The sequence below is a fragment of the Nostoc linckia z4 genome, from assembly GCF_002608075.1.
GTDB classification, from domain to species: domain Bacteria; phylum Cyanobacteriota; class Cyanobacteriia; order Cyanobacteriales; family Nostocaceae; genus Nostoc; species Nostoc linckia.
Genome location: NZ_LAHA01000067.1, coordinates 14,751 through 31,188, shown reverse-complemented (window position 1 = coordinate 31,188; position 16,438 = coordinate 14,751). Strand labels below are relative to the sequence as shown.

The following is a 16,438-nucleotide window of genomic DNA, read 5'->3' as shown; positions in this document are numbered from 1 at the left end:
GGAATTCCCCTGTTTGGAATTTTGGATACAGAAGTCACCGCCATTCAAAAACCTCAAATCTCAAATTTCTTGCGGGGAAACCAATCATCCAAAATCGTGTAAACCACCGGGACAACAATCAAACTGAGGATCGTTGATGTGATCAGTCCACCGGCGATGGCTACGGCCATTGGCGATCGCAATTCGGAACCAGCACCAAGACCCAAGGCGATGGGTAGCATCCCTAAAAGCGTAGAAGCAGTAGTCATCATAATTGGTCTCAGGCGTACTGGCCCTGCCTTGAGGATTGCTTCTGTGCGGTCTACACCAGATTGGCGGAGTTGATTGATGTAATCTACCAGTAAGATGGCATTTTTGTTTGCTAAACCTAACAAAAACACAAAGCCAATCAGCGAGATCATGCCAAAGTCACTTTTAGTAAATAGTAACGACAGCATCGCGCCGACAATTGACAAGGGCAAAGAAACACCAATTACTAATGGGTCTATCCAGCTTTTAAAAAGCAAAATCAGTACCACAACAATGCAGAGTGCTGATAATACCAAAGTACTGCCAAAACTAGCAAACACTTCACTTTGGCGGGCAGAATCTCCTCCCAAGTCTAAAGTGACATCAGCAGGTAACACTGCTTTGGCTTCTGCTACTATTTGGTCTGTAGCCTTACCTAAAGACAAATCTTTGCCCAAATTCGCACTGATGTAGGCTACTCTTTGATTATTCAGCCGCTCAATTTGAAAAACCGTACCTTGGGAATTTGTTTCACTTGATACCGTTACATCAGCAAATCCAGGTAATTTTTCGATGCGTTCTTTAATTGCCTGGGCTGCTTTGTTGAGGGCTTGCAGGTTATCGCCTCGCAGTGATACCTGTAGGGGTTTTTGTCCGCCAGTATCAACAAATTGGATATCTTCCACACTGGTAGTTACACCAGGAAGATTAGGCAAAGATGAACGTAATTGGTCTTGTACTTCCGCAGTTTTGATGTTGCGGTCTTCCTTGAGTTTCACATAAAGATTACCTTTATTTGGCTCACCTTCACGGGAACCAACGGTGGTAAATACTGTTTCCACAGCTGGAGACTTTCTCACCACATCTTCAAGTTTTTTGGCAACCTCTAGAGAATCGTTCAAGGGGTTGGGGATGGGGAATGAGGCGGTGACAGGGAGACGCGGGGACGCTTTTAATGAACTCCCCGTGTCCCCGCGTCTTTGTGTCTCCGTGTCCCCTGAGGGGATTTTGGGCAAGGGTGCGGTGTAGGTGATATTAAATTCGCCGCGATCTAATTTAGGAATAAATCCTTTGGGAATTAGTAAACTCAGTGCCATCCCTGCAACAAAGCTGAGGATGGCTAAGGCGATGACTGTTTTACGATGTCTTAAAGACCAGTTGAGTAAGTTTCTGTAAAATTGGGTAAAATTCCCCCAGATGTTTGCTTGTTGGCGTCGTCGGGAATTTGGGTTGGCAGGTTTTAGCCAGTAGGTAGCCAAGGCTGGTGAGAGTGTACGAGCTACCAATGTGGAAGCAATCATCGCTGCTGAAACTGTGATCCCAAATGGCTTGAAGAATTGCCCGATGACTCCACCCATTAAACCAATGGGTAAGAAAACTGCTACTGCTGTGGCAGTGGTGGCGATGACTGTTAAGCCAATTTCATCTGTAGCTGAAAATGCCGCTTGGCGAGGAGTCTCTCCTTCATCGATGTGCCGCATAATATTTTCCACATCAATGATTGCATCATCAATCACACTGCCGATAACCAAGGCCAAAGCCAGTAAGGTAATGGTTTCTAGGTTGAAGCCAAAAATCGCCATGACGATAAACGTTGCCAACAAAGATGTGGGAATCGCCAAGGCAGAGATGAGAGTTGCCCGCCAGTTCCATAAAAAAGGAAAAATTACCACAATTGACAACACGACGGCTTCCATTAAAGCATCGATTGTGGATTGGGTGGCTTGGCGGATATATTTTGCTTGAGTTGCTGCCAAGGTGAGTTTGACATCTTTGAGTGTAGAGCGCAGCCTTTGGACTTCTTTTTCAACTAAACTCACCACTTCTAAGGTGTTAGCATCACCGCGCTTGATTACCTGAAATGCAAGTGCATCTTGGCCATTGAACCGGACTAAGGTAGAACCTTGTTGAGTCAGAGTCGTTGCACTGAGCTTCGATGGATCGAAAGGAGTTGCAGTTGCATCTCCTAGCAATGAAACTCTCAGGACTCCTGGGAGTTTAGCGATCGCACTGACAATCTCATCTTTCGCCAACTTAGTCAAATCGCTGAGGTTCCGTGTCGGACTTTCAATGGCATAGCTAATGGCTGCTGACTCATTCAAGTTCAAAGGAATAATTTTAGAAGTCGCTCCCTGGGGTAGAGTCACCTGCTTGAGGGCAGTTTCAACTTCTTTGGTTGATGTTTCTAGATTCGTACCAACAGCAAAAGACAGAGCAACGGCTGTTTGACCGGGGTACGTGGATGAGCGGATATTCTCCAATCCTTCCAAAGGACGCAGGCGTTCTTCTATGGGTTTAGTGAGCTTGGTTTCTGTATCCACCGCTGCGGTTAGCGGCGCTGTAGCATTCACAACTACCACTGGGAAGGTAATATCTGGAAACAATGCATACTTGAGAGAACTGAAAGCAAGAATACCAGCTACCGTGACGGCAATCCAAAAACTCACGGTCAGCCACGAAAATTTAATCGCTAATTTAGAGATATTAAAGAATTCTCGTGCGGATTTTGAGCTAGAAAGCTTTACCATCTTGGAAAATTGTCATGTGGGTGACACAATTATTTAGCCATGCTACAGCAATCGCCGATCCAAAAATGTTAACAATTGCTCACATTTTCTTCTTGCTTCAACCTGGAAGTGCGACATTGTTGCTTGCTAACTTTGATTTCTATTTTGAATCTCAGTAGCGTTATTGTATTTTACAGCCAAATTTCAAGAGCTTGTCATCAAATAATTACATCGTATCGGCAGGTGGTCGTTGACTGTGAACCGTTAACGGTCAACAGTCTTCTATAGAATATTTTTGTACTTGAAGTCCCCGATCGCCCCTCAAATTATGACAAAATTTCTAACATAGAATCCAACTGTAACAACAACAATGAAACTTGGTTCTGTCGAGCATAAGGAATTATTCTGTCGCAGCTTTACCGAAAGCTACAGGGAATATGAACCTGAGTATCTTCCCTGGCCAGATTTGGACGATGCAGCTTTGAATTTCCTACGTAGTATTCCCTTTTGGGAGAAAGCTCTGGATACAGAACGGCAAGCCGGAGCCATAGTTAGTGGTTACGCACAAACGCTAAGCGATCCCGTTTTACAAGCTACCATCGCTCTCCAAGGTCAAGAAGAATTACGCCACGCTCGTTTGTTGAAGACATTAATTGACCGTTATGGCATCGAAATACCAGAGTGTCCCCCCATTCAAGTTCCCCAAAATATTGAGCCAATATTTACCCGCTTTGGCTTTGAAGAATGTTTAGATACTTTTTTTGCCTACGGACTATTTGCCATCGCTCGTGAAGCTAATGTCTTCCCAGAGTCAATCTTCACGATTTTCGATCCCATCATAGATGAAGAGACTCGGCATATTGTCTTTTTTGTCAACTGGTTTACCTATACACAAATTCAACGCGGCCAGGGATTTATTCCGTTGCGGAGTATCAAAACTCTCTGGCACTACGGCAAGGCACTCAGCAATTTGATTGCCGTCTTTGGCAATGATGATGCCAGCAAAACTGGTTTTGCCGCCACCGGCACTAACATCTTTACCAAAGACTTGACACTGAAAAAATTTTTAGAGATTTGCTTAGCAGAAAATCAGCGACGTATGAGCAAGTACGATGCCCGATTACTGCAACCCCAGTTATTGCCCAAACTAGCCAATCTCGCCTTGGGCATCCTTGAGTTCACACCCAAACGCAAACTCCAGAATATCGAGAGCGCTAGTGCTTAATTTTTTACCCCACGACACAATTCTTGTGCCCCAAGGAGCAGAATATCAAGCCGTGTGTCGTGGATTACGCGGTGTTACTGGCTCCATACCAGCAATATTACCGATACCTGTTGGCATGAAGCCACTACTTCAATACCTGCAACAATGCTCAAAAAATGGACAATTTCTAGCTGCCAAATCCAGGGTACTGATTTTGGGTTTATGTGGCAGCTTGAGCGATCGCTACGGTGTTGGTGATATTGTGTTGTATCAAAATTGCCTTTATCAAGGAAAACAACAACAATGCGATCGCTCTTTGACAGCATTATTGGGCATGGGGCATGGAGCATGGGGCAAACAGGGCAGGGGAGCAGGGGGCAGGGAGCAGAGGGGAAAATTCGTCCCATCGCTCAACACTCAACAGTCAACACTAAATTTAGTCAACGCCTTGACGAGCGATCGCGTCATTTCATCTGCGGCTGAAAAACGCCGTCTGGGCAAGACTTTGGGGGTTGATGTTGTTGACATGGAAGGATTTATTGCCCTAGAGTTTCTCAATGCAGCTGGGGTAGCTGTGGCAATGTTGCGAGTTGTCAGTGACGATTCTCAGCATGATATCCCAGACCTTACAGGAGCGATCGATTCTGATGGTTCCCTGCGTCCTTTGCCCTTAGCGATGGCAATGATTCGCCAACCAATAGCTGCTACTCGCCTCATTCGAGGTTCGTTAACAGCATTAAAAGTCTTAGAAAAAGTTACAAATCAGTTCTTTTCTAGCTATAGCAGTCAAAGCATTGTTTAGGACATAAATTGATAGGAAAACCCATACACCAAGAGACTTTCTTTTTCTATTGTCTATTACCTGCCATAACACCAAATTCACTGTTGAATATTTMCGACATAGCTGAAGTTCGGATAAGTAGTTGAACTTCCCTTGTGGTCTGAGAAAAGGTTAAGAGATAATACCAATTCACCAAAATATTGATACACATACAATAATCTTTAGGGGCGAACGGCTGTACCCTGCGGCAAGACAGAGCCTACGCCCTGACGCTTGTATTTGTATCATTTATAAAGTGAAATGGTATAAGGGGTAAAAGATGTATTTGAAACCTTTCCCCTTTCCCCTTTCCCCTTTCCCCTTTAACCTTAGAATCAACATTTTTTGCAGAATCAGGATGATACTGCAACCGCTATTATTGAGTGCTACAATCTTCGTCCAGTAACTTTTCAGCAGCAGCTTTGTACCCTTTGGTAGCGTCACTTTCAGTATTGACAATATAATATCCCCCCCTTCTTCTTCCCACTACAGCAATACTTTGGTCAGCCATCTTTTGTGAGGAGGCTAAGGATCTATTTACAAGGTAGAAAGGGTTATTATTATTAGTTAGTGAATCATTATCTAACTTCATGATATTATATTGATTATTTTCAAGTGTCAAAATAAAATTGTTAAAATTTCCATTGGGAATTTGATTGTCATCTGTCTCAAGCTGCATACTCACGCTTTGCTTAATACAAGACATATGAATGTGTAATTGATCTTGATTCCGAGCTTGTTGTGAATTAATTGCTAATCCATATTGATTTCGATATTGTACCTGCGGTTTTTTTGTAGGTACATATTTTCGGGCTTCTTCCCACGCATACTGCCAATAAGGTATTGAGTTTGACCGCGATATATTAGGGTCTTCTATACCTTCAATTTTATCAGTTGGCAGTAATAAGTATTCAACTGGGTTACTGCCATTTGCCACAACATACCTTTTGTTGAGATCGACATACAGACATGGGTCTGGTTTGGGAGGCTGACCCTGCTGATTGGCGACACATTGCTGAACTTTTTGCCAAAGAAAATCTCTATCACTTTGAGCTAATGTTTGTGACCTGAAAATATTAATAAAGCTCAGTTCATTGAGAGAAACTAACAATATCAAAATTAAATAATTTATTTTGAAAAAATTATTACTAAAAATACGTTTATTTGTGAAAATATTTAATTTAAAGAATAAATTGAAATTCATAATTTTTCCTTTTTTTGTATTTACTACGATCTAAATTTTAGGTGTCTTCTAAAATTGCACTGTATGATTGACGTATATTTCCACTTCTTTACCTGCTGGCAAAAACCAAATGTTAGTTTTTTGTAGCATTTGGGTAATTGCTTGTTGATTGCGTTGTGCAATTTGGGGAACTAGATAATTAAAACCACCTTCTAGAATTCCTGCTGCAATGTTGCGTTTGTTGTAATTAGTAAGTGTTTGAGGATTATTATTAATATCACGATATTGATATGTAGTATCGCTCCGATTCAGTAACTCTGCGGCTTTGTTAATACCTGCCATCACGAACAATCCCGCATCCATTGATGCTATGGATGAAGTTAAATTGGAATATTTACTTGCTATGAGAGGTTTACCTTGAATACTATGAATCATAATTGCATTATTAGGTAAGTTTGTTTCTATTAATTCACTATTGCGAAAAGAGATAAATTTGACTGCACTTAAATATAACAATCCTTGTTCAGAAATAGAGTTTATTTTAGTTAATAATTCGATATTCTCAGGTAAAGCTATTGTGCCATCTGTGGCTTTTAATGGTTCTTGTAGACGCACAATAAATACATTTTCCACTTCTTTTTTTTGACTATTGCTTGAATTATTAGTCTCTGCAAATATAGCTGTTGCTATCACACCTTTAGCAGTGCTACCTACCTTGATAAATTTTCGTTTTTGTAATTGTTGGCTTGAGTTAGAGTTACTATTATGGTTATTTAATTGTGAGGCTAAATTGGTATTTTCCGATTGAGTATTGGTGGAATTAACACCAAATTGAGGAGTAAGATAAACTTCACCGTAACTACCAAATTTTGCTAAGTTAGCCCATTGCTGGAGAAGGTCGGGTGGGGATGGTTTAGTATCTGAGTTCGCCACGGAAGATGGAAGTACTTGTGGTAAAGCAGCTGTAGAGTTTTGTGGAGGAGTTACTCGTTGAGAGTGGGGGTTTTGAATTGGGCGTGCAATTATCACTGTTCTAGGCACATAAACTGTTCGTACAGGCGTTGATATTCTGGCTTTAGAAGCAGTTGAATATTTACTTTGCTCAACTTTAACTTTAGAAACAGGTGTTGCTGCAATTCTCAGGTTTTGTTGAGCTTTTATTATTGTCTGTGCTTGTTCTGCAAGGGCTAATTTAGTTTTGAGGGTCTCTATTTCTTCCTCTAAACTTTCTTCGCGAGATGGAATTGGTGGTGATGGAATTACTAAGTCAACTGTCTTAGTTCTTGGCTTTTGATTTTTGTAACTGATTAAGTGTGATAAAAAGCCACCAACTAACATAACTATCACTAAAGTCACACCACCTACTAAGCCCAACTTAGCAAAGGGATTAGATGAAAACGGTTCATTAGTTACAACTGTTTCTAATTCTGGAGATTCTAATTGCAAGGCAACTGAATCTTCTGGAATTCCTCCAATATCAATAGTGTTTTCTTCTTCAAGTCCAACTAATTTTGCCATTTTTGATTCAAATTCCGAAGCATCTTCTGAAGAAAATGAATTAGAGTCCATATAATGGCACTAAGATAAACAGCAACTTGTATTTTTCAAGCAATTTTTTATTACTCGAATAACTTTAATCTATGCTTTTTTTGAAAAACACTTGCTCAAAAAAATAATGATTTCTATTTAGTTTATACTTACAAATATTAGATTAAAAAATGAATTGTAGTAACCATATTTTTAGACGTAAGGTTCTTAGTTACGTCTCAAATATATCTATTTAATCCCATTTCACGTTATGAGGTAGGACTTATAGCAGGAAATAGCCAAGAGGGAAAGAAAGTTTCTTGGTGTCTGGGTTTGACTGTCAATTTATGTCCTCAACTATGGTTCGACTGCTATATACCAATTCTGTGATTAATTCGACAGTAACAATTGCAGGACTGATAGGAATGATATTTTTTGCGCTTGCTACAGTGCATTTGAAAAATTTTAACTACGGGGGAAATCCAGGAGTTACGCAAAAATAAGGTAATTTACTCATTACAAGCGATAGCGTACTAACTTGCTTCCCTACACTGCGTTTGCATCGCAATGATAATACTGATGTTGCCTAAGTCCCATAATTAACAGATTCCTAATAACCGCACCTCTACGGACGGACAACACTACTATTGCAAAGATTAAAACGCCTTAACATTTCGTTACACTAAAGACATCGAGAGAAAAGTAAACCTCTCGCAGTTGAAATTAAAGGTGAACGACATGAATGGCACAATTCGCGTTGGTAATCTCTTCGGAATTCCCTTCTACATCCATCCATCGTGGTTTTTAGTTCTGGGTTTGGTAACTTGGAGCTATAGCAGTGGACTGGCGGCGCAATTTCCCCAATTATCTGCGGGATTAGCTTTAGTATTGGGATTGATGACAGCGCTGATGTTGTTCGCCTCTGTCGTCGCCCATGAACTCGGACACAGTTTTGTTGCTATCCGTCAGGGAATTGATGTCAAATCCATCACATTGTTTATATTTGGTGGTTTGGCAAGTTTAGAAAAAGAATCGAAAACTCCAGGCGAAGCTTTTTGGGTGGCGATCGCTGGCCCATTAGTTAGCTTACTACTCTTCGGTATCGTCACAGCAATCGGTGTTACTACCTCTGTATCGGGGCCGCTAGCTGCAATTCTCGGTGTTTTGGCTGCTGTTAATTTGGCATTAGCGCTGTTCAATTTAATTCCTGGCTTGCCTTTGGATGGTGGTAATATCCTCAAAGCTATTGTTTGGAAAATCACAGGCAATCCTTATAAAGGTGTAACTTTTGCCAGTGCAGTTGGTCAAATCTTTGGTTGGGTAGCAGTTCTTTCCGGTATACTTCCCCTACTATTATTCGGTAGTTTTGCTAACTTCTGGAACTTGTTAGTTGGTTTCTTCTTGTTGCAAAATGCTGGGAATGCGGCTCAATTTGCCAGAGTCCAAGAAAAACTCACAGGTTTAACTGCTGAAGATGCTGTAACTGCTGATAGCCCGATTGTATCTGCTAATTCCACCTTAAGAGAGTTTGCTGATGAAGCGCTTGTAAGCGGACAAAATTGGCATCGGTATTTAGTGACTGATGATGAAGGACAATTAGTAGGTGCGATCGCAACTGATAATTTACGAACCATTCCTACAGCACTGTGGTCAGAAACTCAAGTTAAACAAGTCATGCGACCAATTGCAGAATCAACCACAGTCCAATCACATCAACCTCTAGTAGAAGTTATCCAACTCCTCGAACAACAAAAAATCTCTGTGCTTCCTGTAATTCGTGAAAACGGTGTGCTGGTGGGAATCTTAGAAAAATCTGCAATTATCCGACTGTTGCAAAGCGAAACCCAACCTAACCCTGCATAGTCTTGTTTAAAAACATTCTCTCTTCAACCTCCCTCAGAATTTCTGAGGGACTTTTTTTGTGAATTGTATGGCAATTTTGACTTTGATATCACAAGTAACTATTTACTTGGTAAAAAGTCTACAAAAATCACAAAAAACAATTCCCTAAAGAATTTTTTTGGCAATTGCAAAGTAGATAATTTCAAAAATTAAAGGATTTTCTCCGAGATATCAAATATATTCCGAGCAAAGATAGACCCACTATTGTTGTAGGTTCTGGTATTGTTTTAATTCTGGCATAAACAGATGTTGTAGTTGTACCTCCTTCAAGTGCTTGAATACTGAACTGAGGAACATCTGGATTAAAGCCGGTGAGTTCAAGTGTGTATTTATCACCTGCAAAGGTGAAAGTTTTGTAACTTAAGTTCGTGTCTAGAAATACAAAATCCGCATTTGCTTCCGGCGGGTTTGTTGCGATATTCGGTGTATTTACCAAACGAAAGTCGAAGTCAAAAGCTTGGTTGATTCCCACGGGAGAACTGAGGGATAGATTGAGATTTAAAGGTACAAATTCCACGCTTGTGCCTTTGAGTACTGTTTCGTTAAAGTACTTCAACTCCCCTATTTTAAATGCAGAGTCAGTGTTTCCTGAAAAGGAACTTCCATCAAAAATCAGTTTATTTGGAAGTGTTGATGGTGCAGAAGCTTCACCCCAAGTAAATGTATTGGTTCCCACACCTGTAAACGTGGGGTTGGTATCAAGGCTTCCTGGAGTTGGTACTCCCCATGTACCATTGGAAATACCAGAAAAAGAAAAAGCTTGTGCTTGACCAGAAAAGCCGAACGCTGTGGTCGCAGTCACAAAAAAACTGGATACGGCAGTTGCAACAACTAAACTTTGCTTCATAAATTTAGGTTTCAATTCTCACCCTGGAGCTGCTCTCAAGTAAGTCTCCAGTCTACCGTAGTAAATTTACGCAAAATGTGCCAATATCTTTTTGTAGTTTTCATGAAGTGTTTATATGTTTTTTTTTGAATCTTGTTGAGTAATTTATATTTATCAAACCTACTTTATGAGTTTTGCAAATATTTGTTTACTTTCTGATTTCCATCGTATACCTTATAACCAGAAACCAAATTCACTATAATAGCACTTATCAATTTAATATCAAGTTAGCATGAGATTTAATAATAACAGAGGAGCAAAATATTCATAATTTTGAATTACGAATATTTTGCTCCTAATTTTGGAATTCTCAATTTGTGAATTAACTTAGGGACTTCCAACTAAAAAAATATTCCGTAGAAGACTGTTCACAGTCAACAGTCAACAGTCAACACTTTAACCGGAATAATTTATCAAAACAGAATAAAGGCGTCAGTCGTCAGAATTCAGCAATGTTTTTTGTACGACTGGCGGATGAATAAGTGGGTTTAAGACCCCCACCAAATTGAAAATTTGGTGGTCTTCTCCCAAGGGGAGACGCTACGCGAACAATCAATGGCGGGTCGGAATCCCCCACTGATAGCGCAGCTAAGCCGTGTCCGCGTACCCCTGCTCTTAAGCAAGCTACGCGTAGCGTCTCGTAGAGAGCGTCTTGATTCTGAATTCTGAATTCTGAATTCTGTATTCTTCTTCAATTTTTGGAGTTCACTTATGGCGCAAGGGCATTACCGCGAAGTAAGCTAGCAATAGTTTTGGCGGTAATTTTTAATTGGGTGATGGGATTAGCCGGAACAACGGTTTTATAGAGATAGCTATCAAATGTTAGCCGCTGTACATCCAGGTCATCGCACATTTCCACAAAGGCTTCGCGGGTGGCGTCGGAACGGTAGAAGACGGTTTGTAGAATGTCCAGGACTTTGTAAGTGAGTCCGTATTTTTTATCCCAACGCTTCAAGTAAATCTTGAGGTCATCTTCTGTGGGAATGCGGTTTCCATTGTTAGATACTTCGACAATGGTTTGGGCACACATCCGCCCAGATTTAGCAGCGAAATAAATACCTTCGCCAGATGACTTGGTAACGTAACCAGCAGCGTCTCCCACTAAAGCGATGCGACCGACAACACGACGGGGACGGGGATGTTCGGGAATGGGGTGGGCTTCTACTTTGATGATTTTACCGCCTGCTAGTTTCTCAGAAGCACGGGCGCGAATACCAGCTTGTAACTGTTTGATGCTGGCTTTGTTAACGTGCATTGTGCCAGTACCGACAGCTACGTGGTCATATTTGGGGAAAACCCAAGCGTAGAAGTCTGTGGAAACATCATTACCGACATACATTTCCGCCAGGTCGTTGTAGTATGCCATTTTGTCTTCGGGTAAGCGAATTCGCTCTTGGAAAGCGATCGCATAATTATAATCCCCGGCACCCATTTCTTTGGCAACCCGCGAATTTGCCCCATCAGCGCCAATAATCAAATCCACTTTCAGGGTTTTGGCAACACCTTCTGCACCAGTTTCCGTATGGTCAACGTAATGGATGGTGTAGGGTTCGGTATTGTTTGCTGGTATATCGAGTTTATGAACAGTGGCATTAATTAAATTTGCACCTAGTTTTGCCGCACGATTCCGCAAAAAGCCATCTAGGACTTCCCGGCGGCACATTCCTATGTATTCTTCTTCATTTACCAAATTGATATCAACTTCGCGGTTGGAAGGGGAAATCATTTTCATCTTCCGCACGCGGCGATCGATAATCTCTGGTGGTAAGTCAAATTCATCCACCATACACAGGGGAATAGCGCCCCCACAAGGCTTTGCATTGTCTAGCTTCCGCTCAAACAGGTAGGTTTCAATCCCAGATGAAGCCAATGTTTCAGCGGCAGAAGAACCAGCAGGGCCTGACCCAATAACAGCAACCCGTAGTGTCAAAGGTCTTTCTCCCAATCTTCACATTTACCGAGAGCATACTACCACGGTCTTTCGGCTGATTTGCCGCTTTACCTCCAGGTTTTGACTGAAATGCAATATTCCTTAACTTTTTGATACAAAAAGCGAAATTGTTAATCCAAAATTTGCTTTAGGGAACTCCAAAAAATCAAAACAGCCGTTTGAAGTTGGTCAATGATGAACAACAGTTGCTTAAAATCGCCAGAACTGACCAACGCACTTGTAGACTATTGGCTACAAACGCTGGAATATTTATTTTTGAAGTTCCTGACCCAAAAGCGATAAGTAAAACAACCGGACTAATGCTAATCGTTGTAAGGTTGTGGGTCAAGAATCTCTATTTCGCTAGGTGATACTTCCCTAATTCCACCAGTTGGATACAAGTCTTCTGGATTGAGAATTTCAACAATTATTTTAGAACCTTGACTACCTAATTGATATCCACCAAAAACTGCATATTCACCTGTAGCCTTGATTTTCAAAATCAACTTGTAAACTTGCCCAGAAGGACTAATAGCTTTGTACTCTCCACCTAACATTCGTTTCTCCTGATTCAAACAATCTTTCCCTAACCGGGTCAATAATCTCTATTTCACTCAGCGATACTAGTCTATCTCCACCTGTTAGATATAAGTCTTTGGGATTTGGATTCAGAATTTTAGCCCTGATTTTAGAACCTTTACTATCCAATAGATGTCCGCCAAAAACTGCATATTCACCTGTACTCTTAATTCTAAAAATTAAATCATCAACTTCTGCTAAAGGTCTAACAGCTTTGTCATTTTCACTCTCTAGCTGCTTTTGCTTTTTTAAAAGCTCTCTGAGCAAAATTACAGCTTGCTTATTATCTTTTGGTAGAAACTTAGGCAACCAATATGAAGCTTTATTTACTGACTCAGGGTTTTCTGATAATTTGTGAGAAAGGATAGCTATAACTCGACGGAAGCCAAGACGTGGGAGTAAATACTTTAGCCAAAGTTCTATGTCACTAGCATTTGCTTTCTCTAGTCCTTGGTCAAACAAAAGCTCAAAGTATCTTTTGTTCTTGAGTACGGCATTAGCTAACTTGAGACCTATGACAAAATTTCGAGCTAAAATGGCGTTTATCTCATCGAACTGAGCTTCTTCCCCTAAACTCATCAGCCTCCGTTGTAAAGCCTTATAATCTTCAAAATTTATATCAGTCATAAATCGGTTAGTCATATTTTTTGTAGATTGATATTTGATGACGTTTTCGATCCGACTTAAGTCAGTGCTGATGTCACTTGCAATGTTTTATTTATCCTTGCATAGACTATTGTGTCTTAATCACGATTTCAAGCTTTTAAAGCTACCAGCCTCAAAAAATGCTTCGGGTAAGCCTGCGTTGTTCATAAACTCAGGAGAAGGCTGATAATGTCCTGACTCGTTAGTCCACTTACGAAGAATGCCTCTGTTATTGCGTCCTGAAAAGTAGATTTGACCAGCGTATTTTACATCCCTTCCCATTGCTAAATCTATATGACCAATTCGTTTATCTCCAACCGTCGTACTAACTCTATGAATGAACACTATTCCTTCTAAAGTAACAACAAAATTATAGATTCCTGATGCAGTGCGTTCTTCTCCTTTCGATCTTACCTCTCGCCACTTTCCTTGCTTGAAAACAAGCCGCGATCTTTGGATGGTTCTTGGCAAATCTTTGGGAAACAGGTTAGGGAACTTTTTCAATCCCCAGGCTCCTCACAGTTTGATATCCTTTAATATCCTAATTTAATCAAAACATGTCTTTTAAACCCATTCCTTCTAAAGATGAGAAACGCTTTTGAGAGCGTTAACCGTCAACAGTCAATAGTGAGTGCTTTCATCACATCGCCTTTTAGGGATGGGATCGAGGTAGGTGTGCTACTGAGTTTAGTTTTCTCGATCGCACCAGGACTTATCAGAGCTAAATCTTATTCATCCAAAAATAATTATGTATGGTATATGTAAGACACAGTAACCCTAGCAAGGAACTGTAGATTTAGTTGCAGAGGTACAACGGCAGTGGGCATTGTAGTTGAGAACGTCTCCAAGCAATTCGGGAGTTTCAAGGCAGTAGATCAAGTCAGTTTGGAAATTAAGAGTGGTTCGCTAGTTGCGTTGCTTGGGCCATCGGGATCTGGTAAATCTACTCTGTTGCGGTTAATAGCAGGTTTAGAAATGCCAGATAGTGGGAAAATCCTGCTAACCGGCAAGGATGCGACATATCAAACTGTGCAAGAGCGAAATATTGGATTTGTTTTTCAGCACTATGCTTTATTCAAGCATTTGACTGTGAGGCAGAATATTGCTTTTGGGTTAGAAATTCGCAAAGCCAACCCGAAGAAGATTAAAGGGCGTGTAGAACAGTTACTAGAATTAGTACAATTAACTGGATTAGGCGATCGCTATCCATCACAACTGTCTGGGGGTCAAAGACAACGGGTAGCCTTAGCTAGGTCACTGGCTGTAGAACCGGAAGTTTTATTACTGGATGAACCCTTCGGCGCACTTGACGCTAAAGTCCGCAAAGATTTACGGGCGTGGTTACGCAACCTCCACGATGAAGTACACGTTACCACGGTTTTTGTGACCCACGACCAAGAGGAAGCAATGGAAGTCTCCGATGAAGTTGTGGTGATGAATAAAGGGCGAGTGGAACAGGTGGGAACACCAGCAGAAATTTATGATAATCCTGCCACTGCATTTGTAATGAGCTTCATCGGCCCGGTAAATGTATTGCCTAGCAATTCCAGGATTTTTCAAAGTAGTGGATTTGATACACTCCATCCCCAAGTATTTTTGCGTCCCCAAGACGTGATTTTAGAAACCACTGCTAACGGTGCCACTACACCTGCTATAGTAAGTCGCTTGATACATTTGGGTTGGGAAATTCAGGTAGAATTAACTTGCGATGACGGGCAAGTAGTGACGGCGCATTTAACACGCGATCGCTATAATCAATTACAGTTAGAGCCAAAACAGCGGGTATATGTAAAGCCAAAGGATGCCAAGTCCTTTCCAGTGTCTTATTCAATTTAGAATTTCGCCAGTTTGTTATGGCAGTCAATAGGAAATAGGCAATAGGCAACAGGCTTGCGAAAGTCTCTTGGTGTTGGGATTTTATATCATGTCCGGTTGAAGACTTATCATTAGGATTGACGCGGCGAAGTGGGGACACTCTTACGCAAAGAATTTTTTTGATAAGTGATTAGGCGGACATAATATTACGAACAGTTTCAACTGCCATAACGCTCAAAACCCCAGGCTAATAGCTGAATTTCACGGTTATTTGTCTGGCAATACGGTTCGGATAAGCAGTATGAACTTCCCTTGTGGTCTGGGAAAAGGTTAAGGGGTAAGGGGATTTGGATGTATTTGAAACCTTTCCCCTTTCTCCTTTCCCCTTTCCCCTTTAACCGAACCGTATTGATTTTTCTGGGGTCTAAAATAATTAATTTATTATACCTAGCTTTAAAATAAGGCATTGGGCATTAAATACAAAACCTTTCCCCCTTTCCCGTTACCCTTTTCCCGACTTATGCAAGAAGTCTAATAATAGGGGGCAACATTTCCAAAACTGCAATACTTAAATCTGGAAATTCTAGGGGCGAAATAGTCGCATTTTCTTCTAAAATCACTTCACTTTGATAGCCATCTTGAGTTGGTTCTCGAAAAACGCGCAATTGGCGGCTAACCACATCTAACACCCAATAATCTATAATTCCCGCTTGAGAATATGCTTTAGCTTTAGTTTCACAGTCTAATTTCAGACTGCTATCTGCTACTTCAATAATTAGATAAACTTCTTTTGGGGTGGGATGATGGTCTGCGTAGTCTAGAGGATCTACTTTCACAACAGCAATATCCGGTTCTGGTTCAGACCGTTCATTTAACTTTACTGGGTCTTGAATAGATACACAAGCCCTATTGCCTAATCTATTTTTGAGTAAGTAATCTGTTCTACCTACTGCTGACCGATGAGCTGTACCTTTGGCAATCATCCAAATTATCTTTCCTTCCAGGAGTTCCACGCGTTCATCTGCACCAAAAATCCCAGCCTCAGCCATCCGGTGGTATTCTTCAACTGTCCACAGGCGAAGTTTCAATGTCGGTTCTGTGTTTTGCATACCTTGTTTTGCAGCTGTGAAGAGTAATTAGTATATTAGCATTTTTAACTTGACAAAATAATAAGAGTATGCTGATTTAACAGGAGTCAGAATACAGAATACT

Annotated in this window: 13 protein-coding genes; 4 read left to right on the top strand and 9 right to left on the bottom strand. The window is 40.9% G+C overall.

Features of this window, described 5'->3' with window-relative positions; genetic code table 11:
• Positions 1–53 precede the first annotated feature (53 nt).
• Entirely contained in the window at positions 54–2,756 is a 2,703-nt protein-coding gene (locus VF06_RS32885) for an efflux RND transporter permease subunit (protein ID WP_099070803.1), read from the bottom strand.
• A gap of 349 nt (positions 2,757–3,105) precedes the next feature.
• Here VF06_RS32885 and VF06_RS32880 point away from each other — a divergent pair, with 349 nt between their 5' ends.
• Positions 3,106–3,960, top strand: a complete 855-nt coding sequence (locus VF06_RS32880) for a ferritin-like domain-containing protein (RefSeq protein ID WP_099070802.1) — start codon at positions 3,106–3,108, stop codon at positions 3,958–3,960.
• Positions 3,953–4,741, top strand: a complete 789-nt coding sequence (locus tag VF06_RS32875; RefSeq protein ID WP_099070801.1) for a phosphorylase family protein — start codon at positions 3,953–3,955, stop codon at positions 4,739–4,741. Before VF06_RS32880 ends, VF06_RS32875 begins: the two co-directional genes overlap by 8 nt.
• A 394-nt stretch (positions 4,742–5,135) precedes the next feature.
• Here the strand turns inward: VF06_RS32875 and VF06_RS32870 are convergent, their stop codons facing one another.
• A complete protein-coding gene (locus tag VF06_RS32870; protein WP_099070800.1) occupies positions 5,136–5,963 on the bottom strand; it encodes a CDP-diacylglycerol diphosphatase in 828 nt (275 codons plus the stop codon).
• Between the two features lie 48 nt (positions 5,964–6,011).
• On the bottom strand, positions 6,012–7,511 hold the full coding sequence (locus VF06_RS32865) for a TrbI/VirB10 family protein (protein ID WP_099070799.1): 1,500 nt from the start codon (positions 7,509–7,511) through the stop codon (positions 6,012–6,014).
• Between the two features lie 696 nt (positions 7,512–8,207).
• Here VF06_RS32865 and VF06_RS32860 point away from each other — a divergent pair.
• On the top strand, positions 8,208–9,332 hold the full coding sequence (locus VF06_RS32860) for a site-2 protease family protein (protein WP_099070798.1): 1,125 nt from the start codon (positions 8,208–8,210) through the stop codon (positions 9,330–9,332).
• Positions 9,333–9,513: 181 nt separating this feature from the next.
• On the opposite strand, the gene VF06_RS32855 is transcribed toward VF06_RS32860, so the two are convergent.
• From VF06_RS32855 to VF06_RS32835, 5 genes are all read right to left on the bottom strand, one after another.
• Positions 9,514–10,218, bottom strand: a complete 705-nt coding sequence (locus VF06_RS32855) for a choice-of-anchor K domain-containing protein (RefSeq protein ID WP_099070797.1) — start codon at positions 10,216–10,218, stop codon at positions 9,514–9,516.
• A gap of 748 nt (positions 10,219–10,966) precedes the next feature.
• Positions 10,967–12,187 (bottom strand): geranylgeranyl reductase, encoded by a 1,221-nt coding sequence (gene chlP / locus VF06_RS32850; protein WP_099070796.1) that lies wholly within the window; start codon positions 12,185–12,187, stop codon positions 10,967–10,969.
• 323 nt (positions 12,188–12,510) lie between these two features.
• On the bottom strand, positions 12,511–12,744 hold the full coding sequence (locus tag VF06_RS32845; protein ID WP_099070795.1) for a hypothetical protein: 234 nt from the start codon (positions 12,742–12,744) through the stop codon (positions 12,511–12,513).
• Positions 12,716–13,408 (bottom strand): hypothetical protein, encoded by a 693-nt coding sequence (locus VF06_RS32840; protein ID WP_099076619.1) that lies wholly within the window; start codon positions 13,406–13,408, stop codon positions 12,716–12,718. Before VF06_RS32840 ends, VF06_RS32845 begins: the two co-directional genes overlap by 29 nt.
• Positions 13,409–13,513: 105 nt before the next feature.
• Positions 13,514–13,915 carry a hypothetical protein gene (locus VF06_RS32835; protein ID WP_099070793.1) on the bottom strand — a complete coding sequence of 134 codons (402 nt, stop codon included), beginning with the start codon at positions 13,913–13,915 and terminating at the stop codon, positions 13,514–13,516.
• A 315-nt stretch (positions 13,916–14,230) separates the two neighbouring features.
• Between VF06_RS32835 and VF06_RS32830 the strand changes: the two genes are divergently transcribed.
• Entirely contained in the window at positions 14,231–15,247 is a 1,017-nt protein-coding gene (locus VF06_RS32830) for a sulfate/molybdate ABC transporter ATP-binding protein (protein ID WP_099070792.1), read from the top strand.
• 497 nt (positions 15,248–15,744) lie between these two features.
• Here the strand turns inward: VF06_RS32830 and VF06_RS32820 are convergent, their stop codons facing one another.
• Positions 15,745–16,335, bottom strand: a complete 591-nt coding sequence (locus VF06_RS32820) for a Uma2 family endonuclease (protein ID WP_099070791.1) — start codon at positions 16,333–16,335, stop codon at positions 15,745–15,747.
• Positions 16,336–16,438 lie beyond the last annotated feature (103 nt).